17 protein-coding genes are annotated in these 22,075 nt (G+C 64.8%); 7 read left to right on the top strand and 10 right to left on the bottom strand.

Features of this window, described 5'->3' with window-relative positions:
- Positions 1-15 precede the first annotated feature (15 nt).
- From KBI44_11395 to KBI44_11385, 3 genes are all read left to right on the top strand, one after another.
- On the top strand, positions 16-312 hold the full coding sequence (locus KBI44_11395; protein MBP9145081.1) for an antitoxin: 297 nt from the start codon (positions 16-18) through the stop codon (positions 310-312).
- Positions 309-740, top strand: a complete 432-nt coding sequence (locus KBI44_11390; GenBank protein ID MBP9145080.1) for a PIN domain-containing protein — start codon at positions 309-311, stop codon at positions 738-740. The genes KBI44_11395 and KBI44_11390 overlap by 4 nt, the downstream gene beginning before the upstream one ends.
- 187 nt (positions 741-927) lie before the next feature.
- Positions 928-2,841: a sigma 54-interacting transcriptional regulator gene (locus KBI44_11385; GenBank protein MBP9145079.1), complete on the top strand. Its 1,914-nt coding sequence runs from the start codon at positions 928-930 to the stop codon at positions 2,839-2,841.
- A 191-nt stretch (positions 2,842-3,032) separates the two neighbouring features.
- Here KBI44_11385 and KBI44_11380 read toward each other — a convergent pair whose 3' ends face one another.
- Together KBI44_11380 and KBI44_11375 are read right to left on the bottom strand one after the other, a co-directional pair.
- Positions 3,033-4,028, bottom strand: coding sequence for a hypothetical protein (locus KBI44_11380; GenBank protein MBP9145078.1), 996 nt, complete (start codon positions 4,026-4,028; stop codon positions 3,033-3,035).
- Positions 4,029-4,176: 148 nt separating this feature from the next.
- A complete protein-coding gene (locus tag KBI44_11375) occupies positions 4,177-4,974 on the bottom strand; it encodes a hypothetical protein (protein MBP9145077.1) in 798 nt (265 codons plus the stop codon).
- A 699-nt stretch (positions 4,975-5,673) separates the two neighbouring features.
- On the opposite strand from KBI44_11375, the gene KBI44_11370 reads away from it, so the two are divergent.
- The 3 genes from KBI44_11370 to KBI44_11360 all read left to right on the top strand — a co-directional run bounded on the left by KBI44_11370 (position 5,674) and on the right by KBI44_11360 (position 9,691).
- Positions 5,674-6,336 (top strand): OmpA family protein, encoded by a 663-nt coding sequence (locus tag KBI44_11370; GenBank protein ID MBP9145076.1) that lies wholly within the window; start codon positions 5,674-5,676, stop codon positions 6,334-6,336.
- 215 nt (positions 6,337-6,551) lie between these two features.
- Positions 6,552-8,480 (top strand): PQQ-binding-like beta-propeller repeat protein, encoded by a 1,929-nt coding sequence (locus KBI44_11365; GenBank protein MBP9145075.1) that lies wholly within the window; start codon positions 6,552-6,554, stop codon positions 8,478-8,480.
- A gap of 8 nt (positions 8,481-8,488) precedes the next feature.
- Positions 8,489-9,691, top strand: a complete 1,203-nt coding sequence (locus KBI44_11360) for a caspase family protein (GenBank protein ID MBP9145074.1) — start codon at positions 8,489-8,491, stop codon at positions 9,689-9,691.
- A gap of 844 nt (positions 9,692-10,535) precedes the next feature.
- On the opposite strand, the gene KBI44_11355 is transcribed toward KBI44_11360, so the two are convergent.
- From KBI44_11355 to KBI44_11320, 8 genes are all read right to left on the bottom strand, one after another.
- Positions 10,536-11,696, bottom strand: coding sequence for a hypothetical protein (locus KBI44_11355; protein MBP9145073.1), 1,161 nt, complete (start codon positions 11,694-11,696; stop codon positions 10,536-10,538).
- 740 nt (positions 11,697-12,436) lie between these two features.
- Positions 12,437-13,600, bottom strand: coding sequence for a hypothetical protein (locus KBI44_11350; protein MBP9145072.1), 1,164 nt, complete (start codon positions 13,598-13,600; stop codon positions 12,437-12,439).
- A 35-nt stretch (positions 13,601-13,635) separates the two neighbouring features.
- The gene (locus KBI44_11345; protein MBP9145071.1) at positions 13,636-13,860 is read right to left on the bottom strand and encodes a hypothetical protein; all 225 of its coding nucleotides are present in this window, start codon (positions 13,858-13,860) and stop codon (positions 13,636-13,638) included.
- Between the two features lie 168 nt (positions 13,861-14,028).
- On the bottom strand, positions 14,029-15,465 hold the full coding sequence (locus KBI44_11340) for an SUMF1/EgtB/PvdO family nonheme iron enzyme (protein MBP9145070.1): 1,437 nt from the start codon (positions 15,463-15,465) through the stop codon (positions 14,029-14,031).
- Positions 15,466-15,491: 26 nt separating this feature from the next.
- Positions 15,492-17,171 carry a formylglycine-generating enzyme family protein gene (locus tag KBI44_11335; protein MBP9145069.1) on the bottom strand — a complete coding sequence of 560 codons (1,680 nt, stop codon included), beginning with the start codon at positions 17,169-17,171 and terminating at the stop codon, positions 15,492-15,494.
- Positions 17,168-18,652, bottom strand: a complete 1,485-nt coding sequence (locus tag KBI44_11330) for a protein phosphatase 2C domain-containing protein (protein MBP9145068.1) — start codon at positions 18,650-18,652, stop codon at positions 17,168-17,170. The genes KBI44_11335 and KBI44_11330 overlap by 4 nt, the downstream gene beginning before the upstream one ends.
- 77 nt (positions 18,653-18,729) lie before the next feature.
- Entirely contained in the window at positions 18,730-19,794 is a 1,065-nt protein-coding gene (locus KBI44_11325; GenBank protein MBP9145067.1) for an FHA domain-containing protein, read from the bottom strand.
- Positions 19,795-19,803: 9 nt separating this feature from the next.
- Positions 19,804-21,324, bottom strand: coding sequence for a serine/threonine protein kinase (locus KBI44_11320; protein ID MBP9145066.1), 1,521 nt, complete (start codon positions 21,322-21,324; stop codon positions 19,804-19,806).
- Positions 21,325-21,842: 518 nt separating this feature from the next.
- Between KBI44_11320 and KBI44_11315 the strand changes: the two genes are divergently transcribed.
- Positions 21,843-22,075, top strand: a 233-nt coding sequence (locus KBI44_11315; protein MBP9145065.1) for a hypothetical protein, incomplete at its 3' end; no start/stop codon positions are given.

The following is a 22,075-nucleotide window of genomic DNA, read 5'->3' as shown; positions in this document are numbered from 1 at the left end:
TGGCAAAATGCCAGCATGATCAAGACCCAGATTCAGATCCCGGATCATCTCTACCGGGAGGCGAAACGGATTGCAGCCGAGTACGAGATGAGTTTCGCCGATGTCGTTCGGCGAGGGCTCGAGGGGGTCGTCCCGTCCTTCCCGCCGCGCGCTGAGCCGCCGGCCCATTGGAAGCTGCCGCAGCTCGACCTCGGCCTGCAGACCGATCCGTTTACGGATCCGGATTGGCGAGCTTCGCTCTACGACAGTCCGTCTTACGTCCACGAACCGGCCGCATCGAAGGAGGCCGCTCGGCCCAGGAAGCCGCGATGATCGCGTTCGACACCAATCTCCTCTTCCCGGCGCTCGAACCGTCGCATCGCGATCACACGGCAGCCAAGCTCTGGATCACGGCGCTCGACGGAGACGTCGCGATCTCGGAGCTGGTGCTGATGGAGCTCTACGTTCTGGTCAGGAATCCGGCGATCGCGGCCCGCCCGCTCGCAGCTGCCCAGGCGGTCGCCCTGATCGAGACCCTGCGGACGAATCCGCGCTGGCGCCTGCTCGATGCACCCGAGGGAGTCATGGCGACGATCTGGAAGAAGGCCGCTGAACCCGGCTTCGGTCGCCGCAGGATCTTCGACGCCAGGATCGGCGTGTCGCTCGTCCGCCAGGGAGTCACCGAGCTCGCGACGCGCAACGTCGGCGCTTTTCAGGGCTTGGGTTTCGATCGCGTGTTCGATCCGCTCGCTGAACCCTGACGGACAGAGGGCCGTCGCCGCGCCCGAGCCCCCGCACCACGGCATACCCAACCACCACGTCCACCCCTGCGAAGATTCTCTTCCCTTTTTCCAACGATCCTGTTCGCTTTTCCCTTCTCGTTCGTTCCCTCGCTCGCCACCTTTTCGGGTGATTGCCACCCTCCGCCGACTGCTGCCAAAATCCTGCGTGAGGAACATCCACATGCTGCGCATCGCCGTTCGCTACGCGAACCAGGCGCTCTTCTTCTCACCGCCGTCCGAAGTGGCCACTCTCGGCGCCGCGAAGGAGAACGACTTCGTCGTCCCCTTCCCGGGCATCTCGCGTCGCCATGCGCAGTTCGTCTCCCGCCCGGGCGGCCTCTGGATCTCGGACCTCGGCTCGAAGAACGGCCTGCTGCGCGGCGACCAGCGCCACGCCGAGCTCCTCCTCCTCCCCGGTGAGACGCTGCAGATCGGCAAGGCCTCTGTCGGGCTCGAGGAGGTCTCCTCCTCGGACGCCGACATCACGCTCATCCTGCCGCCGCCGAAGGGCCGAACCCGCCCCGGCGCCCCGCGGTCGAGCGACACCGATCCACTCTTCGAAACCGGCGGCTACGGCACCCCCGGAAGCGCCCTCGCGCTGGTGCGCCGCATCGAGACGTCATCGCGCCTCGAGCTCGGCAGCGCCACGACCTCCGACCTCATGGAGCGCGCCCGCCAGACGCTGGGCGCGGAGCTGCTGCTGGTGTACTCACCGCAAGGCGACCACGCCGAGCCGGCGATCGAGGCGATCGCGGGCCCGGTCCACGCCGGCGCCCCGCTCTGTCCGGTCCTCCTCGAATCGATCTCCGCGCCCGGCGACGGCCTGCCCCTCGTCGCGCTCGTCGAGAACCGTCTCGCCCTCGCCCGGCGTCTCCCCAGGAAGCCGCACGACGTCGTCCTGGCAGCGGTCTTGCCTCCCCACTCCGGCAAGCCCGCCGGGTGGAAGCTCGATTTCTTCGACTACCTGGCGGAAAAGCTCGTGCCCGCCCACCGCAAACCCGCCGCCCCACCCACCCCCGCGCGCCGCGGCGCGGCGGTCGCGATCGGCGCGAATGGCGGGATGGGCTCCGATCCGCTGCGCTTCCCGCCCGAGCTGGTCCACGGCGGCTCGGTCGCGATGGAGAAGCTGTTCCACCACCTGCGCGCGACGGTGCAGAGCACAATGGATGTCCTCCTCCTCGGCGAAACCGGCACCGGCAAAGAGCTGATCGCGAAGCTCGTCCACGCCTCGGGGCACTCGGCGAAAGGCCCGTTCCTCGCCATCAACTGCGCCGCGATCCCCGCCGAGCTCCTCGAAGCCGAGCTCTTCGGCGTCGAGGCGAGAGTCGCGACCGGCGTCGATCCCCGCCCCGGCCTCTTCGCCAAAGCCGAAGGCGGCACCGTCTTCCTCGACGAGATCGGCGACATGGCCGAGCGCCTGCAGGCGAAGCTCCTCCGCGTCCTCCAGGAGCGCGAAGTCCTCCCCGTCGGCGCCCACCACCCGAAGAAGATCCACGTCCGCGTCATCTCCGCCAGCAACCAGAACCTCGCCCAACGCGTCGAAGCCGGCACCTTCCGCGCCGATCTCTACTACCGCCTGAAAGGCCTCCAGTTCCATCTCCCGCCCCTGCGCGAGCGCAAGGAGGACCTCCCGGCCTTAGTCCTGGCCTTCGCCCACGAAGCCGCCCAGCGCTACCAGAAAGAGATCCACGGCGTCAGCCGCAAAGCCCTCGACCTCCTCACTGCCTACGAGTGGCCGGGGAATGTGCGGGAATTGAAGAACGAAGTCGATCGCGCGGTGCTACTGGCGACGGATGGCGGGCATCTGCAGGAAGATCACTTCGGGCCGGTGAAGTACTCGGTCGAGCACACAAAGTCACCCGTACAGCACATCGAGCCCGCCGCTGCGCCTGCCCCCCAAGCGCCGCACCTCGACAACGCCCAGGCCCACGGCGCCCTTCACGGCCGAGTCGACGCCGTCGAGCGAGAAGCGATCGCCGAAGCCCTCCGATCCGCGCAAGGCAACAAGTCGAAGGCGGCCCAGATTCTCGGAATAACCCGCAACGGGCTGGCGCTCAAGATGAAGCGCTTGAAGCTCTGACGCTCGAGCTGCGCCTCACTTCCGTCTACGGAACCTGCCTCCGCGAAGCGACAGCATAGGCCTGGCCGGGCGCTCGACGAGGTCACACTCCGACACCTCTGCCCCCGCGTCCCGGACTTGAGACCCGACGCCCAAGGTCTTCCACACTGACCAGCGCAGGACGTTCGAAAACACCCGGCATGTCGAAGCCGTCACCGCCCCTCGACTCGAATGAGATCTCCGACCTGAGGGTCCCGCCCTGCGAAGCTCTCGGTGATCTCGAGATCTGCCTCCCCGGTTCGTCGATCGATGACAATCGCCTTCCCCACCCGGGTTCCACCTCGGATCACGACGACCGTCATGCCAGATTTCAGGTCGAAGCCCGGGTCGACGTTGCAGGTGGCGAAACTCCCGTCCACGCTTCGCAGCCGCGCGCGGGGGAGCAGAACGGGGGGAGGAGCTGCAACTTGCGTAGGTGCGGGGTCAACGTGGGCTGCAGGCCGGGGCACTTCGTCGACGGCTGGAGGAGGCCCAGGCGTCGGTGCCGGAGGCGCAGCAGGAGTCGGAGCCTGGCGCGGCGCTGGGGGGGCCTCCTCGCTGTGGCTGGTAGGTGCTTCGGCCTTGGCCACCTCCATCGCGGGCGGAGGCGTCGTTTCCCCTTCGAGCACTTCTATCGAGTCGATACGGCAGTTGTCGAGCGGCAAAACCCAGTCGCTGCCGTCCAGGGCGCGCCCGAGAAGGGCCGAAATGTCGGAGCGCACCCGCGAGAGGTTCTTCTCGGCGTAGTCGTTCGCCGCTCCTGCGAGAACTCCAGCCACGAAGCTGCCCGAGACAGGCTGGATCGAGCGCAAGGCGAAGGAGACATCGTAGGTCTGGCCGCCGAGATAGCGAAAGTCCGCCCGGGTCGCCATGGCGAGCGGACTGGTCAAGTCTCTGCTCGCAGCGAAGTTCAGGGCGCGCAGCTGAAACCTCCTCCCGTCCGAAGTGCGAACCAGGAGCGAGGGTCGCAGGGTGTAGTCGAACGAAGCGACCTGAGCGCTCGTCGCCGCCTCGGTGCGCACGGCCTCGACCTGACGCTGCAGCTCCTGTTTGGCGGAGTTCTCAAGGCCCTTGAGCAGATCCTTGAAGACATCACTTCGGAGTGGCTGTGCCGCGAGGGTCGACAGCACCGCTCCGAGTGCTAGCTTCGCAACGAACGACCGCGCCATACTGCCTCCTTTTGTTTTGCCTGAGCCGCGCGCGAGCTACCCGCACCAACAGGTTCCGACTCTCCATGGCAAACCCGAGACCAAAGACGGGCGTCCATTCCTGCGCCATGACCTGAGCGCGCCGGGGGTCGACCGCGAGGTCTCAGGCTCAGCGGCTGGCCAGCTCGCGATAGAAACGCTCGGCATAGGCCGCCACCACTGCTTTCGAGCAGGCCGCGTTGGCCCTGGCGTTGCGATAGACGAGAGCTACGTCCACGGCGCCCTGGCGCACAATTTCGTAGATCGTCTTGGGCAGGAGCAGTTTGCCTGCGACCGCTGCCGTTGAACGATCCGCCCACTCCAGGAGCATGCCGTTACCCTGCTCCGTGACGGCGCCGGCCACAGTGTCGACCAACTCTCGCGGCGAGGTCGTGAGCTTCAACATGCGAACCTCGTAATCGAACTCGCGCAAAGCCATCTCCGACTGCCGGCCGTACTCCTCAGCCAGGAGGCGATAGCGCTCCCGTTTGTCAGGAGCAGCGTTCACTCGGTTCCAGTCGATGGTCATCGCGGCTTCGCGGATCTCGGGATACTCCCAGTAGATCTGCCAGCTGCAAGTAGCCTCCGCGGACTCGGTCGATCCGCTCCATCGCGATTGCACTGTGAACCGGTAGGCGCCTTCGACGACGAAGTTCCTGTAGCTGACCGACTGCGTCGACTCCCAATCGGACCACTTGTTCATCGCATAGGCGAGGCCGCCCATCCAGTCGCCTGGGACATCCAGCTTGTAGCGAAACTCGATCGGACCACTCGCCGGAACGCCCCATTGAACTTCGACCAAGGTCGCGAGAAGCGTCCGCGCGGCGGGGCAGCCCTTGATGGTCACTGGGGGAGGAGGCGACGATGCGCGCAACACCGTGCAGCTCGCCAGAAAGATCCCTCCAACCGTCGATAGGATTCGGCTCAATTCTCGACTCACTGCGATCCCCCTCTCAGCTCTGTTCGACGCGATCGATGGCTAGCTCTGGCGATCTCGACCTTCGGCTTTCCAGCCTGGAGATTCGAAGCCATGCCTGACCCCTCCCGATCTCCGGGCTGCAAGACGGCGACCATCCATGAGTGGTGCGCAACAACTGGAAACTGCCGATGGGGCGCCGCTCACTACCTTCACTCCGCGCGCATCTACTTGGCAGTCGGCGCGCACTCGCTAAGCGCTCCCGAGCAGCGAGTCCCCCGCGGCTCGATGCCCTGGTGCCCGAAACCCGAAAACCCGAACCGCGAGACCTTGCGAGTACTCGATTCCCTGGGGCAAGCACGGCCACCGCCTCGATCTCCGGAAGGTGGAAAGAGGCAGCCCAACTCTCCTGGCGCGGTGCTTGCTTTTGTCCGCTTCATGCCGCGATTCTCAAGAACCGACTTGACCAGCGCTGCTCTCGTTGTGCCTTTCCTGACGCTTTCCGTCGGGGCGCTCCAGGCTCGAGCAGATGCGCCGCTCGACTGCGGCGAGGCCGCCATCGCAGCCGCAGCCTGGGACCTACGAGCTCTAGCTCCGACCGACCATGAGGCTCGCGCGCGCAGTCTGGTCCTGAACTGCGCTCGCAGCCCCGCCGCCCATCTTGCTCTCGGGGAAGCCCAGGAGCGGCTCGGCCAGCTCGAGCCCGCCTCGTTGTCCTATCGGACAGCTTTGGCGCTGCGCGCTGGCGATCCGCAGCCGCTGATCGGCCTGGCAAGAGTCGCGCGTGCGGAGGGCGACGCCGAGGGCGCCGAGATCTACCTTCAGTCGGCTCTGGTCCTCGCGGAGAGCCCAGAAGACCAGAAGGTGATCGAGGCGCAGTTCGCTCCCCAGACCGTCCGGGAAACCGACGGCGCGACGCAGTTCGCCTTCAAATCGGACGAAGAGATCACCTCGCAGCTCCAGATTGGCAGCAAGTCCGTTCGACCCAAGGCCCTCGCCGGCAAGCCGACCGATGAGAACTTCGTGGGCGCGAAAGGCTTCGGAATCAACCTGACCGTCCTGTTCGATGTCGACTCCGACAAGCTATTGCCCCTGTCGACCAGCCAGCTCGATCAGCTCGCGAAAGCGCTTCGCCGGGCTTCGAGCGGTGAGCGCTACATCATCGAGGGGCACTCGAGCAGCGAGGGTTCTCAGCCTCACAACGTAGCTCTTTCTCGCGCCCGAGCCGCCGCGGTACTCGCCTTCCTTCAGAAGGCAAAGGTCAGCGTCGCTCTCGAGCCGACCGGCCGAGGCTCTGAGGTACCGGTACTCAACAGGGGTGTAGAGAACCGGGAAAAGAGCCGGCGGGTCACGATCCTCCGTCCCTACGACTAACTCGCATCATTTATTGCTGCTTCTGGGAGCCTTCCATGAACGCTCATCGGCAACTCCTGGCCGGACCCGCTACTCGTGATTGGCTCGGTTCATGGCGGAAGAGCTCGTTCGGACCGTTCACCCGCCTGGGTGCTCATCTCGCTCTCGTGGCTATGGCACTAACGCTTCCTCCTGGCCTGGCTGCCCAGGATCCGCCAAGCGCACCCTCCCCGGAGGTGCCCTCCGAAGCGGCAGCCACAGACCCTGCGGCCAAGAGCCTGCCGGATCCTTCCGCGGCGGGCGCCGAGAGCGTTCTCGGCACGCCGATCGACATTCCGCCCGCCACTCTCGAGGCCACCGAGGTCGAGCTTCCCGTAGTTCCGCCCGCGATCGAAGCCGGGCAACAGGTGTGGGAACAGGACTTCGGCGAAGAGGTCCGTTGGTTCCACAGCACGAGCCTCGGCGTTGTCGTGGTCGGCCTCTCGTCGCGAGTCGTCGGCATGGAAGGCGGATCTGGCGAGCGGATCTGGGAACTTCCCATCGTCGCGGAGCTAGACTCCCTCCTGGAGGTCGTCCAGACCAGCATCATTGTCTTCCTTGGCGTCCAGAACCCCGGCGCTCCGCCTGCCAAAGGGGAAGAGAAGAAGGTCGGCCTGACCATGGCGATCGATCAGTTTACCGGTGAAGTTATTTGGAGGAATGCCGGCGCCATCATCGAGGACCCCCTGCTGGTTCTCCCGATCTACGACAAGCACTCTCTCTTTCTCAAGACGATCGACCCGATCTCCGTCAGCAAGACGATCGGCAAGTCCATTGGCGCATCCCTGCTCAAGTCCTTCGTCCCCTTCGGAGGTTACGCCGCAGACGAGCTCTCGAAGCCCAGCGGCGGTGCCTACCTCCTCGATCTGCTGACCGGTGAGACACGATGGCGCCGCGAGATCAACGACCCTCAGAACATCAAGTACTACCTTCACGAAGGGCGAATCATCGAACAAGAGGTTGAAGACGTGCACGCTCTCGACCTGTTCAGCGGCGCAGACCTCTGGGAGTACAGCGTCGAAGACAAGCACATCGGCATTGAGGAGCACGTCCTGGTTCTCGCCGAAGACGACGATCTGAAGGCTTTCGACCTGCGCGCCGCCACGAAGAAAGATCTCAAAAAGAACCCACTCTGGAAGGGCAAGACGCCCGGCAAGCTGGACGACGTCAACAACCTCGCCGTTTCGGATAACAAGGTCTATCTCGCCGCAGACGATGGATTTGGCTGCCTCGACCTGGTGAGCGGCCAGCCGCTCTGGGCGCACAAGATCGACGAGCGGGGAATGCCGGGCTACATCATCGGCTCCCCCGCCGGCACCCGCGCGATCGGCACTCTCTATCAATGGGGAAATCCGGCGTTCGTGCGAATGGTGGTGATCGATACGTCCACCGGGCTGGAGATCGCGCGCTACCCCCAGGAGCGAACAGACAAGGGCAAACCCACTTTCGCTTCCGTCGACCGGAACCACCGGGTTCGCTGGTTGGACGAGGACCGCGTGCTCATCGAATCCGATGACGAGGACGTGGCCTACTCGCTGACCGGCAGTGGTCTCGAACGTGTCTGGAGCCGCGCCAAGCCGCGCCCCCCGGTCTACCCGGAGGACCTCGAGCTTGCGGCGGAGCTCAAAAAGAAGCAGCGCAAGATCGCAATCGCAATGGCAATCGGAGGACTCGTTCTCGCTGTCGGTGCGGGCGAAGTCGGATCCAAGATTGCCCAGGACATTCTGCTGGTGGGCGGCAGTGTCGCCATCGTGGCTGGACTTGCACTCCTGGCCGATTCGGCACGCACTCCGGAAGCGATCGCCTCGGGCCTCCCACAGAACTACGGCAAACGGGCGCTCGACCGCTATCAGGCCCGGCAGCGCCTGATAGACCCGTTCGTTCGGGTCGACATCGTCCAGACGGGAGATGGCAAGGGCCACGCGATTCAGCGCGTCGACCTTCGTACCGGCGAACTGCTCGATGAGATGCGGTTGCCGAGTCAAGGACGGATCGAGGCCGACGTCGCGTTCAGCCTCGTCTATCAACGACCCTCGGAGAAGAGGACCTCGCTTCGGGCCCATGCGGTAGCCGGGTTCTCGTCCCAGACGCTCGCCGACTTCGCCGTCCTGACAACCGGGGGCTGAGGTTTCGAATGCTCTCCTGCCGGAACCCGAGCCTCACGCTCGGTGCGCTTCTGCTCCTCGCCCTTGCCAGCGCAACCACTGCACCTGCTGCGGAGGAGCCAGCGAAGCGGTGGGCACTGCTCGTTGGAGTCTCCGACTATCGGGATTCGAGCATCCTGCCGCTCCGCTTTGCGGCCAGCGACGCTGGCGCTCTGGCCGAGGCACTGCTATCCAGTCCACACGGGGGATACGCCCCCGAGCGCATCCGGCTCCTGGCAGGAAACGCCGGTGTCCAAGCCACCGCGGCCCGCGTGAAGGAGGAGATTGAGCTTCTGCGAACTCAGGTCGGCCTCTCGGACACCCTCTTCGTCTTCGTCTCTTCTCACGGAGTCGAAACTGCCGCAGGTCCGGTACTCGTATTGAACGAGACGACCGTCGAGCAGGTCGAGACTACCGGTCTCCCGGTCCCCGAGCTCTTCCGTCTTCTGCGGAGCCTGCCGGTGAAGACGCGGATGCTCGTGCTGGACGCCTGCCACAGCGGTATGTCCAAAGGCGGGCCCAGCGGGGCAATGAGTTACACACTTGCCGACGCTCTGGAGTCGGGAGCTACCGGAACGGCGGTTCTGTCCTCCTCCCGCCTCGGGCAGGAGAGCTTCGAGTCGGACGAGTTCCGCCGCGGGGTGTTCACCCACTACCTGATCGAAGCGCTCGGTGGCGCCGCCGGAGTCGACCGTGACCACGACGGCCGGATCTCTCTCGACGAGGCGGCGCTCTACACCGAGCGCCGGCTTTTCGAATGGGGCCGGACCGCCGGGAGAGTGCAGCAGCCCTGGCTCATCCGCACCGGTTCGGCGAGCGCTCCTATCGCCCTCTCGCTGGTCCCCGAAGTCGACATCTTCGGTGCGCGGGCAAAGTCCGTCGAAGCCATGGGTACGCTCCACGTCACCTTCAAGGTGGAGCCCGAAGGCAATCAGTTCCTCGTCCGCGCCGCCATCCGCCCGGAAGGACTGCCGCCAGGGAAGGGCTACGTCTCCTTTACCGCCACCCTCGAAAGCGGCACCCGCACCTCCTGGCGCGCCCTGATCCTCCAGGGAAGCCCCCTGAACCTCCTCCCCCTCCAACGCCTCCCCTCCCGCCCCACCCAACTCACCCTAGAAGAGCGCCTCTACACCCCCGACATGACCAGCTTCGTTCCTGTCAGAGTCGTCGAAGAGTCAGCAGCCGCGCACTGATTCAGCCCAGCACAAGCGACCGAGAATGGTGCCGTCACGCAACGAGCAGAACGGGAAGGAGGTGGTCTCGAAGCGGCCATGGGGGACTCGGTTCCGGCCGCCAGATCCGAATCGATCCGGATTGCTCGTGCGTGCACAACCTAGCCCGTCCTTGTCGTCGCGGTTGCGTGGCGAATAGTTTTTGCGCTTCGAGACGCGCGACCTCTTCGGGTCGTTGCCCCAGGCAGGAGCCGCCCCATAATGCGCGGTTGGAATCGTCCGGCCTTCCGCGCATTGCTGCACACTAGGACCTCGGACCTCCGGGCCGATCGTCTAGAGCGCCGTCGGCGGGCGCCCCCAGTGCAGATTCCCGCAGGCGAAGCGAGGCACCGTCCAGGGCGTGCGCGATGCATGGGTCGACAGGCCGCTTCACCACCTGACGCTTGTCGCCCTCGATGCGAACTCGGTCAACTCGGCCGCGGAGCGCCCGCGCATCGCGCGATCGTTCTCTCGCGCACTCGCCTCACAAAAGGGGCCGCAATGAACACAAAGAAATGGCAGCCCCGAGCCGACGGCGCAACGAGAGTCTTCGCGAGAGAGAGGCTCGGGCGCGGACACTCCAGGAAGGTAGAGACGTCCGCGCGCATTCCATAGGTGCTTTCCCCCTTGTCGCCTAGCTCGAGAGAGGCACCCGGACCTCTTGGCACGCCATCATCATTTACGGACGTCCGCTCAATCTCCTGCTCCCCAGCGCCGCCCCTCCGCCCCATCCAGGTCCCCCTCGAGGAGCGCAAGACCCCCACCGAAGCGCTCTAATCCGGTGCCGGTCGTAGCCGAAGTACGGCACTTGCCACAATTCGCCGCGTCATTGGCTGGAAGTGGCAATTCCTCTGAGAACATCGCCAGGAAGGCCCTCCACGCCACGAAGAAATTCCTTGAAATCGCGCTCTTCAACCATCCATGCCCGCATCTTGAGTTTGAAGTCAGCCCAGACTCCGAAATCTACAACTACCGAGCCCCCGTTGGTTACGATTGCGTGCAGGTTCGACTCCGGCTTGCCGAAGAAGTTCTTGTCCTCACAGCGCAACACCACGTCATGCTGCCCGGGCTTCACCTTTGACCAGTGACACTGTTTCGACGTCACATGAGTTCCGTAATTATTGCCCCCAAAATTAGCTATCCTCTCGCCATCTACGTACGCCTCGCAGCTGGTGGTCACCCCTAGCGGAGGTTGACAAACAACCACATATCCAAACTCGAACTGCTTCAGTTCACGTTGAACAGCCACTGCAACTTCATTCTTGGGATCCAGGTCGAGCGCGCGTCTCGCCTCGCTTCCCGCTTCGTCCAGCTGGCCGGCTCCGAGGAGGAGGCGCGACCTATTTGCGATCTCGTCCGCGCCGGCGCTGGCGGTGGCGGCGCGGACGGCTCTCTCTGTTTCGGCGTGGGCGGCGGCAGCACGCTGTTCGCAGGTCGCGGCGAGTTTCGCAGCATAGCCGGCCTCGGAATGCTGCGGGAAGCGATTCTCGAGCTCGCGGAACTTCGCCGCGGCTCCCGCGCAGTCCTGCGCGTCGTAGAGGCGATTGCCGGCTGCAAGGAGTTCTTCTGCGGTCGCGGCGCGCGCCTGCGCGGGCGGGGCGGGCTTCGCAGCCGGAGCGGCCGTCGTCGCCGCCGGCGGCTGGAGCGGCTGGTCGAACCGCGCCCGATGCCCAACGGAGACCGCGCCCGCGTCGCCAGCCGTGATCCGCGCCGCGGTGCTCCCGTCCGCGACGGCCGTCACTTCGAAACGCGCTGCCTTGACCTCCATCTTCTGACCGGCCACGTCGTCGACGACGTAGAGAACCCCGGTCATCCCCTTTGCGACACCCTGCTTCGCGCCGGCGGAGAGCGTCACCGTCGAACCCGAGATGGCGGTCACGCTCTGCGCTGACACCAGTGTAGGCGCGAAATGGACGGCGAGGCCGGCCAGCAGAGCGCAGAGCTGGCGGCGCATCGGTCGGGGCGATTCGTCGATCGAAAGCTTCACAATCTGTCTCCTTTGCCAGCCTTCATGGGTTAAGCGTCAAACCTTCGGGTTCTCTCCCGGGTTCAGTTCGGCGGCGCCCCCGGCGCTTCTCCCAGTCGCTGGAACCTGACGAGTGCCTCCGGCCCCTCACCGTCGAGGAAGTAGAAGAGCTCCGCAGCCTTGCCCTTGATCTCAAATCGAGGTGAGTCCATCGCGTTCCATCCCTCCGCGTCTGCGAGCTGTACGTAGTTCAGAACGACTTGACCGGAGGGAGTGGCATGAGCTTCGTGCGTCGAGATCCAGCGACCTACCTCCCACGAAAGCGAGGATGCACCTGCCCCAACTTCTCGCGAAAACGAGCCGTCCGCATAGAGGCGCAAACGCTTCCGTTGTCGCTGCACAGACCGGCATGCTCTTGCCGGATACCACCCCGTCCACGCACAACTTCCCGGTCATCCCCTACGCCACACTCTGCTTCGCTCCCGCGGAGGTTGTCATTGTCGAGCCCGAAATCGAAATTACAGTATGCGCCACGGCGGGCCGTGATCGAAGTGTCCGCCCACTATCGCGAGTGCAAGCGAGAGCACGGTCTGACTCCGGCGACTTGGGATCCACCGTGACTCCTCCAACAAACGCCCCCGCTGGTTTCATACTCCGGCTCAATGTCGGTCAGGCGCGACTCGTGCGTTATCGCAAGCGCCTAGTCCATCAATTCCCCGCACAACACCGTTTGACCCTGTCCCTCTCAAGCCCGGCCGCCACTACTCGATGGCCACCGATTCAATGACCGGGCTACCCATGAACTTCGCGGTCCTGAACTTCACGTTGACCTCTACTCGAGGGAATCGGTTACCTTCGAGAACCAATGGAAAACTCCTCGATGCCGCTACCTGCCCGTAGCCAGGTTGAAACTGCACACATAGGAGATGTGAATCGATACGCCTTGCAGCAATCGGACAGGTACCACTGGCGTGGACGCGGTCCTCGCCGCTCAGGTAGAGGTCATCGGTCTCGCAGAGGTTGTTTCCGGCGCCGTCGAAGACTGCACACTTCCAGTGAGAATCCGGGTTCGGCATGCCAGCCTTCCTCATTTCTGCGGAAATCACCAGTTGCACCGCCACCTCCGGCGCAGTGCGCTCTGGAACAGAGAGCTGCCGCTCGGCGAGTGCCATCAACGAGCGGGCCCTTTCTTGGGAAGGGTCAAGAGCAATTGCTTCCTCCGCGAGCGCTTTGGTTTCCGCCCATTTTTCCGCAACCAGCAGCCGTTCCGCGCGAGCGATGAGGTCGGCCGCCTTTGCGGCATCCGCTGCTTTCCGTTTGGCTTCGGCGACCTCGCCGGCAGTGGCCAATTCGCGCTCCGCGCAAGCTGAAAGGAGCTTGCGAGCATAGTCGACGTCGACGTGGCCCGGAAATTGCGCAACGAAGTCGCCGAAAGCGATTGCCGCGCCTTTCCAATCCTTCACGTCGAAGAGCCGATTGCCACGGGCGAGGAGTTCCTCCGCGGCGGGACTCTTTGGAGGTGCTAACGGCAAGTCAGCGGCTAGCTTCGCGACCGGCGCTCTCGCCGATTCCACCGGCTTCAACGGCTGAGCGAATCTGGCGAGGTGACCCACCGTAACCGCCCGCGCCTCACCGCCAGTGATTTTCGCCGTCGCGCTCACATCGGCAACCGAAACCACCTCGAAGGTCGCTGCGCACACTTCCAAACTCTGGCCCGAAACCACTTCGTCTACGCAGAGCTTGCCGGTCATACCTTTAGCAACGCCCTGCCTGGACCCTGCCGAGATCCTCGCCGTGGAATCCGAAATCGATGTCACCGTCTGCGCAGAGGCAGACTGGGGGCCGAAGCTGCTACTTCCGACGAGGACTCCAAGCAAGATCGCGCCGAGGCTCTTGCCAGTCAGCATCCAACTCGGCTGGACCACTCTACTTCTCCTTCCTCTGGGGGATCGCCGCCTGATCACTGGACAGTTACCTTCTCTATCACCGGAGCACAGCAGGACTTCGCGGTTCTGACCTCGATCTGCAGGTCGAGTCGCGCCGTGGAGCTCCCCTCCGCCACAGAGACCACTTCAAACGTCGCCGCACAGACCGGCATCATCTGGCCGGAGACCGTCTCGTCTACGCACGAATTGCCGCTCATCCCCTTCGCGACACCCGCCTTCGCGCCGGCGGAGATCGTCACCGTCGAACCCGAGATCGAAGTCACGCTTTGCGCCGCGCCCGCCCGTGGGATCAGCAACCAGGCTAGCCCAATCACTATCCAGAGAACCCGAGTCCAATCCAAATGTGTTTCGCCTCCACAGCCTTACGCTTCATTCAATTCCTCCAAGTCGTTCAAGAGTCCATAGGTTCAAGGAATTTCAGTCTTCGCACATCGAAACCCGATGTTGTCGTTTCGATCGCCCGACAAGTAGCTGTGGCGGTTCGAGACGCGCAACCACCTCGATTGATGGCTCCAGGAGCCGCCCCGCAAGACACGCTTGGAGGAGGAAGAAGGCCCTGTCGGATCCGTTGCTGCGCCGCTCCAGTAGCTGCCGTACCCGTCCTGCACCCACTCCCAGGCATTCCCCGCCATATCGTGGAGCCCGTAGCCGTTCGGAGCGAAGCCTTGCACCGGTGAGGTGTATGCCCAGGAGTCTCGCCCTTCGGTGCCAGCGTAGTTGGCACTCTCGTGCGATATCTGATTCCCCCACGGGTAGCGTCCGTCCGAACGGCCGGCGCGCGCCGCGTATTCCCACTCCGCCTCCGTCGGTAGGCGGCCCCCTGCCCAGCCGCAGAATGCCTCGGCGTCGCCCCACGTCACTTTCACCACAGGGTGATCCTCGCCTTGAGAAAACCCAGGCGGGGTGGGTGTGACCCCACTCACCGAGTTCGCGAAACGGCGGTACTGGCCAACCGTCGTTTCACTTGCCGCCAGGTAATAGGGCCGAGAGATTGTCACTGCGTGCGCAGGGATCTCGTCCGGGTAGCAGTCCGGGTCTCCCGCTGTACAGCCAATCGTGAACGCTCCCGCTGGAATCAGCTTCCAGCGAATGCCAGTCCTCCTATCCTGAATCTCTTTCGGCGGGCCGAGGTGACTTTCCGCCTCGGCTCGCAGTACCGTCGCCTCGCGGCTCGCAGGATCGAGGGCGAGGGCCCGTTCAGCTTCGGACTTCGCCTCCGCCCAGAGGCCGGCGTCGAGGAGACGGCGCGCTTTGGCGACGATCTCCGCCGCGCCCGCGCTGGCGATCGCGGAGCGCGCTGCCTGTTCCGTTTCCGCGCGCACTACCGCGGCGCGTTCCTCGCAGGTCGCTGCGAGCTTCGCAGCGTAGCCGGCCTCCGCATGTTGCGGAAAGCGACGCTCGAGCTCGCGAAACCTCGTCGCGGCGCCAGACCAGTCCTTCCCGTCGTAGAGGCGATTGCCCGCAGCGAGAAGCTCCTCCGCAGTTGCGGCTTTCGAAGGCACCGGCGCGGCGGCAAACCTCGCGGCCGGCGCCGCGGTCGCGGCTGCCGGATCTAGGGGCTGCTCTAAGGTCACTCGATGGCCAACCGTCACCGCCGCAGTTTCTCCCCCGGTGATCCGCGCCGTGGCGCTCCCCTCGGCTACCGAGACCACCTCGAATGTCGCCGCGCACACCGGCATCTTCTGGCCAGAGACCATCTCGTCCACGCACAACTTGCCGGTCATCCCCTTCGCGACCCCCTGCTTCGTGCCAGCGGAGATCGTCACCGTCGAGCCGGCGATCGACGTCACCGTCTGAGCGCCTGCAGGACAAGGCGCGAACGCCAGGACGATGCCGATCGCCATCCAACCTTGCCTCGCGCCAAGAGTCATCACGGGGCCTCTCCCCGAGCGCAGCGAAAGCCGTTGTTGAGATATCGACTGCCTGGTTCATTCCAGTTTCGCTGAGTGAGCCGCAGGCCCACAGGCGTATCGGTCCAGGAGCCACCTCGCAGGACTCGCACCGTACCCGCAGCGGGGCCCTTCGGGTCCGCTTCCGCTACCCGACTGTAGTCCCCGTACCAATCGGCGACCCATTCGCCGACGTTTCCGGCCATGTCGTGGAGCCCGAATCCGTTCGCGCCAAAGCTCCCGACCGGGGATGTATTGGTCCAGCGATCTTCCTCAGCCGCAACCCCGGAACAACAAACGTCGGCCCCATAGTTGGCGTCTTTCCGTCGAATCGAATCCCCCCATGCATAGCGCCCCGTCTTCAATCCGCCTCGCGCGGCGTACTCCCACTCCGCCTCCGTCGGAAGGCGCCCGCCGAGCCAGGCGCAATACTCACGGGCCTCGAACCAGCTGATGTTCACCACCGGGTGATCGTCGGTCTGGCCAAACTTGGGCTTGGGCGGCATCGGCTTTCGCTTTGCCACGCTGAAAGTTCTGTACTGACCCACCGTTGTCTCGGTCGCTGACAGGTAGAAGCCGTTGGAGATCGTAACCGGGTGGGCGGGCTGCTCGTCGGGCCGGCATTCACTCTCCGTACCGACGCAACCATGACAAGCACTCTTCACGCTGGCGCAACCCATGATGTACGCCCCAGCCGGCACATGTACCCAGGGCAAGACTGTCCGTCCCCCAAGTGTCTCCGAGAAACCTCTCTCCAACTCTGCCAGGAGCTTGTTGAATTGCGGGTCTCCGGGCCACTCCTTCTCGTAGACGTTCCTCGCGCGATCGAAAGCCGCGACGTCACCGGCCTCGGCACTCGACTTGGCTGAAACCGCTGCAGCCTGGCGATCACCGGAGCGAACTCCGTCGGCATCCGGATTGAGGGGATCCAAAGCTAGAATCTGCCGCGCATAGTCACGGATGCTCTCGAGGCTCCCGGATGCCTTGGCGCGCTTCAGCGCCCCAGTCAGGTAGGCAAGTTCCTCAGCGTCCCGCTGTCGCGTGAGCTCCCTTTCAGCCGCCCGCCTGGCCTCCTCTTCGCGATCACGCGCGGCGGCCGACTCGCGCTCGATCTCGGCCTGGGCTTCGGAACGGCGCTGGGCCGCGTAGCGGTCGGTCGGGCGAACGACGAGCAAGCGATCGTAGAACCCGATCGCGTCGCGGAAACGGCCGGCGTCGAAAGCTCTGTCGGCGGCTTCCAGCAAGGCGAGCGGACTCATGGGTCCCGGTGCCGGGGCCGCGGCACTCGCAGCTGCCTGCGTCTTCTGTGAAGGAGGTTTGGCCGGCTGAACAGGTGGGGGGGCAAGCGGTACGTTGAAGACGGCCCGATGGCCGCTCCCGACCATCGCCGCGTTCCCGCCGGATATCTGCGCCGTCGCGGTCGCATCGCGGACAGCGGTAACCTCGAACCGCGCAGCGCAGACCTCGTACTGTTTGCCCGAGACCTCTTCAGCGGCGCAGAGCTTGCCGGTCTGCCCGATGACGACACCCTGCTTGGAGCCCATGGACAGCGTGACCGTGGAACCGGCGACCGCGACCACCGTTTGGGCGTTGAGAGGCTGGCCTTGAGAGACCAACGCGAAGACGATGCCGACGAGGGCGACGAGTATCCGACTGATCAATTGCGAGACCAGTATTCCCAGGCGAGGTCGAGGGTGACCTCATCGTCGACAGGGACCGGCTTGATGTGCGCGGAGTCGCCCAGGCCAACGTCGCTAGCCGGAATGAACGCGAGATCCTTTGCAGTGCCTTCCAAGCGCTTCCGCAACTCGGGCTTCAGGCTCGGGGACTGCACTATCCTCGCGTCCTGGACTTCGCCGCTGGCGCTCACGTTGAACTTGATTCTGACTGTGCCACCGAGCGGATCGCCGGGGCTCCTCGGCGGGAGGATCTTGAGCGTGCCCTTCGTCTTTCGCGTCGCGTGGACTCGCATTGCTGCCGCGCCTGGCTCGACGCTGGCCCCAGCCGCGTTCCCGGGGCTCTCCATAGCCGTTACGCGCGGCGCCACGGCCAGGCTGGGGATCTTTCGCTTCGGAAGCGCAGCGATCCTCGCCGCCTCCGCCTTTCGATCCTCAGCCGCCTTCGCCGCCGCCGCTTCTCGAGCGAAGCGCTCCTGGTTGCGCCTCGCCTCCTCCGCGGTCTCGGCATCGATCTTCTTTCGCTTCTCGTTGAATTCGCGCTCCGACTGTTCGCGTTCCAGCGCTAGCTGCCCCATACCGGAGGGTCGGTCGGTCCCAATCGCAGTAGTCGCTTCCGGCGCAGAAGTTGCCTGAGCCTGAAGCGATGTCCGATCTCCGCCCAAGGGCGCTGCCGATAGCCCGGCCGGGACCCGCCGCAGGACAAAAATGGCCGCCGCCAAGGCCACCGCCAGAACGACAGCTCCGAGGACCGCAGCCGCTCTCACAGCGAGAGCGCCTCGGCGACGCGGGAATCGCCCGAACTCGAGGGCAGCGGCTGTTGCATTGTCGTCACTGCCGTTCTCGATCGCGCGGAGGACCATCGCCCTCACGCCGGCGTCGAGGTCGGCGCCACCCATCAAGAGCTCGATGACCTCCGGCTGCCCAACATGGTTCATCACGCCGTCCGACGCGAGTAGCAACACCGCCCCTGGGGGCATACCCCATAGGCTCTCGTCGACGCGCTCGATATCGGGCTCGACGGGTTCCTTGCCGAGAGCCCGGACCACTGCATGCCGAAACGGGCTCGCCAGCGCCTGGGTCTCGGAAATCTCCCCCCGCGCGAGCTGCTCTTCGACGTGGGTGTGAGGGCGTGTCAGAACATGCACCTCGTCGCCACAGACGAGCACCGCCTGCGAGTCGCCGGCATGCGCCACCCAGACCTCGCCGCCATCGAAGAGCGCAGCGACGAGCGTAGTTCCCATGTCACCACTACCGCTGTCGCGCGCCGCGGCGGCGGCCACCCCGACTGCCGCGGCGCGAAACGACCGCCGGAGCCGAGCCTCGGGAGTCTCCCCTTTGGGGCTCGACTTCACGGCGCGCGAGAACGCCTCCGTCGCCTCCCGGCTGGCGACATCACCGGCGCGGTGCCCCCCCATGCCGTCGGCCACCGCAAGCGCCGACCCTCTTCGCGGGAGCGGACTCACGAAGACCGCGTCCTCGTTCCGAGTACGCCTTCCCTGCGCCGAGAAGGCGGCAATACGTGTTCGCACGAAGGCGGGCCCTAGTTCGCGTGATACAGGAACTTGACTTCGCCCATTTCGATTCGATCGCCCTCGGTTAGCGGCGCGCTTTCGTTCAATCCCAGCTCGCGTCCGTTGAGGCGCGTAGCGTTGCTGTCCGAAGAGGCGAGGTTCATGAGTTGCGGCGCTCCGCCGTCGAATGAGATCGAGGCCTGCCTAGACGAGACGGTCATCGGCTTCAGCTGAATATGAGCGTAGGGTCGGCCGGTAGCGCGACCAAACGTCATCTCCGGCCGGACGTCGCCCTTCAAGCGATAGAAACGGATTTCTCGCACCGCCTCGTCGCCCGAGGTGACCTCCAGCCAGCCGGGAAGCAGCTTGAGGGTTCCCGGCGGCGGGGCATGCATCTTGATCGTGCGCCCTTCGATGACCTGCTGTGGCACCGGGAGCGCTTCGGAATGAACGGCGGCGGCAAGGTTGAAGTCGCCCGTACGCGGTCGAGCCTGCTTCTTGCGGCCCAGCGTGAGGGCGAGTGCGAAGAGCAGCCCCGCAAGGAGAAGTCCGAGAACGACGATGGCAATCAGCATCGGGGTGCTTTCGTACCAGGGAGCCGGTGCGGGCTCCTCGTCCACGACAGCCGATTCTCCGGGGATGACCGCGCTCGGACTGGTGCTGATGGCGGAGTCAGCACTACCTGCTGCACCGTGAGGGGCCAGCCCACCGAGTGCGGAGCTCTCGTCGAGCGAAATTCGGCTCTCTTCGGCGAGGAAGATGTCCCTGAGCCGGGTATCTTCGCCAATTGCCCCAGTGACTTTGTAGCGCTGACCGACGACTGGATACTCTCGACTGGTGCGCACCCGGATGATGCCGCCCCAGTCGTCCTTGAGCAGGAAGAACCGGGTCGACGTCGCTTCGTTCTCGCTCAGCTGGGTAACGTAGCCATCGAGTTCGACGACCTCGTTGACATAGGCGCGAGAGGCTTCGCGGATCTCGCGAATCTTGGGCCGGAGCTGGGCCAGGCCCTCAGAAGCGAGGCAAGCGGCGAGAAGGACTGCGGCGAAGACGGCTACGATTGGGCGTTTCATTTCATCCTCCCTGGAAGGCACGCTTGGGCTTCATGAAGGCACGGGGACGCGCCAGAGTTCTTCGAACCGGCTCTCGAGCCGGGCGGCCACCAGATCCGCTGCTCCTGGCCGCTCCGTTGGGTCTTTCTCGAGCAGGTGGGCAACGAGGTTTCGGAGCTCGACGGAGTAGTTCCCAGACAAGGCTGGGACCGGGCTGTGCTGGTGCGCCCGCATCACCTCGAATGGGTTCTTGCCGTCGAACGGCGGGCGACCGGTGGCCATCGCGTACAAGAGGATCCCGAGCGCGTAGAGATCGCTCCGAAAGTCGATCCGGGCGCCACTGCACTGCTCTGGCGACATATACGGCGGCTTGCCGGCGATCGAGCCGTCCATGGTGACCCGCGAGAGAAACTCCTGTCGCGCGACGCCGAAGTCGATGACCACCACCCGGGGTGCGCCTCGCACCACCCGACTGCCGATCCGGACCTCCCCGGGAACGAGAAAGATATTGTCGGGCGTCAAGTCACGGTGCACGATGCCAGCCCGGTGGACGAGAGACAGAGCCCGCGCCACCTGGGCTCCTATGCCGGCCGACTCGAGCTCCGAGAACGGCCCTGCGCGGCGCAGGCGCTGCTCGATTGTCTCGCCCTCCAGGAGTTCGAGGGCAATGAAGGGGCAGCCGTTGATGCGGTCGCCTTCCCGCCCACTCCGATGCATTCGCACGATCGGGGCGCTCTGATCGAGCCTGTGGAGGGCTTCGAGGGCCGAAGCCTCTGCGAGGAACTTCTGCACCATCTCTGGATCTGCCATCCACTTTGGATCGAGGACCTTGAGCGCGACGGCGCTCCCATCCGTCGCGTCGATCGCGCGATAGATCGTCGCGACGCCCCCCTGTCCGAGTACTCCCTGCACGCGATAGCGATCGAAGGAGACTGGTGTGCCCGACGAGGTCGCCTCCGAAGCCGGGTCGGACTCCACTTCGGTTCTCTTCGTCCACATCGTGTAGATGAGGGCGCCAGCGGCTGCGAGGACAGCTACCGCGACCAGCGCTATGAAGATCGCCGGGAGCTGGTTCCTCCCCTTCTTCGAGAGCTCCTGGCCGGAAGCCGGTGTTGCCGGTCCGCTCGTCCGAAGACGAAACTGCGCGAAGTTGGGCACCTCGGCCACCTGCACGCGCCGGGTCTCCGCCACGAAGCCGTCGCGCTGAATCGAAATGTCAAGGCTCGCGCCGTCGACCAGCCTCAGGACGAGATTCCCGTCCTGGGCACTGGTCGTTCCCACGTGCCTGCCGTCCACCAGGACGCGCGCCTGGGGCACATTGGTGTCGATCTTGAAGTCGATCTCCCTTCGCGCTCGGGGAACCTCTTTCGGAGTCGAGCCAAGGCGGCCGACGCCCTGGACCGGCACCAGCACCAGGTTCACGTCATCCGCGAAGTCGAAGTCCCCCTCGCCGACGCTGCCGCTCGCGTCCTCGGCGCGGACGCGGTGGGTGCCGATGCCGACCCCAGACACCGCCAACTGGCCGTCTTCATCCGTCCGGCCGGCGAACGATCCGTCGATGAAGATCGCCATCCCTTCAACTGGAGGCGAGGTCTGGACAACGAAAATCGACTGAGCCAGGGCTGCGCCAGCCCAGAGCAGACTCTGAACAACGAAACAGGCAAGAGTGGCGAAGGATCTCAACGAGCTGGACAGACCTGTCCCCCGCTTCCATTCCCGACCCAGAACCGAGAGAGCATCGATTCCGGAGAGAGCAAGGGGTGTTCCAGCTTCAGGGCCTTGGGTGAAGTGGAGTTGCCGATGTGCCAATTCTCAGCCCCCGCTGACTGGAGGCGGTTCTCGAGATGAACTGGCCCCAGAAGTCGAACAAAGCGGCAGCGGATAGATGCCACGCTGGTGCGCAGGGCGACAACCAACTTGGCATCAGATGCCAAATGCAGTGGCGCAACTCTTTACTTCGACTATCGAGGGTACTGCCGGATGCCCTCCGTTCAGAGCCGCTCCGCCCGGGTACTCCAGCCCGATTCCCAACCCCGCAGACTGTCCCTTTCCCCCCTCCCGATACAATAGCCCCTGCAAAGGAGGCACCTATGGCCAAGAAGGCACCCAAGAAGCTCGATCTCGCCCCGAAGCGGTTGGGCAGTGACCAGTTGTTGAAGGCGCTGAACGCCCAGGTGGGCAACGAGATGCATGCTTCGATGCAGTACATCGCGATCGCGGCGCATTTCGATGCGGAGAATCTGCCGCGGTTGGCGGCGTTTTTCTATCGGCAGGCGGACGAGGAGCGGGCGCACTCGATGAAGTTCGTGCGTCATGTGGTGGA

This window comes from Thermoanaerobaculia bacterium (assembly GCA_018057705.1).
Lineage (GTDB): Bacteria > Acidobacteriota > Thermoanaerobaculia > Multivoradales > JAGPDF01 > JAGPDF01.
This window is presented reverse-complemented; position numbering and strand designations above follow the sequence as displayed.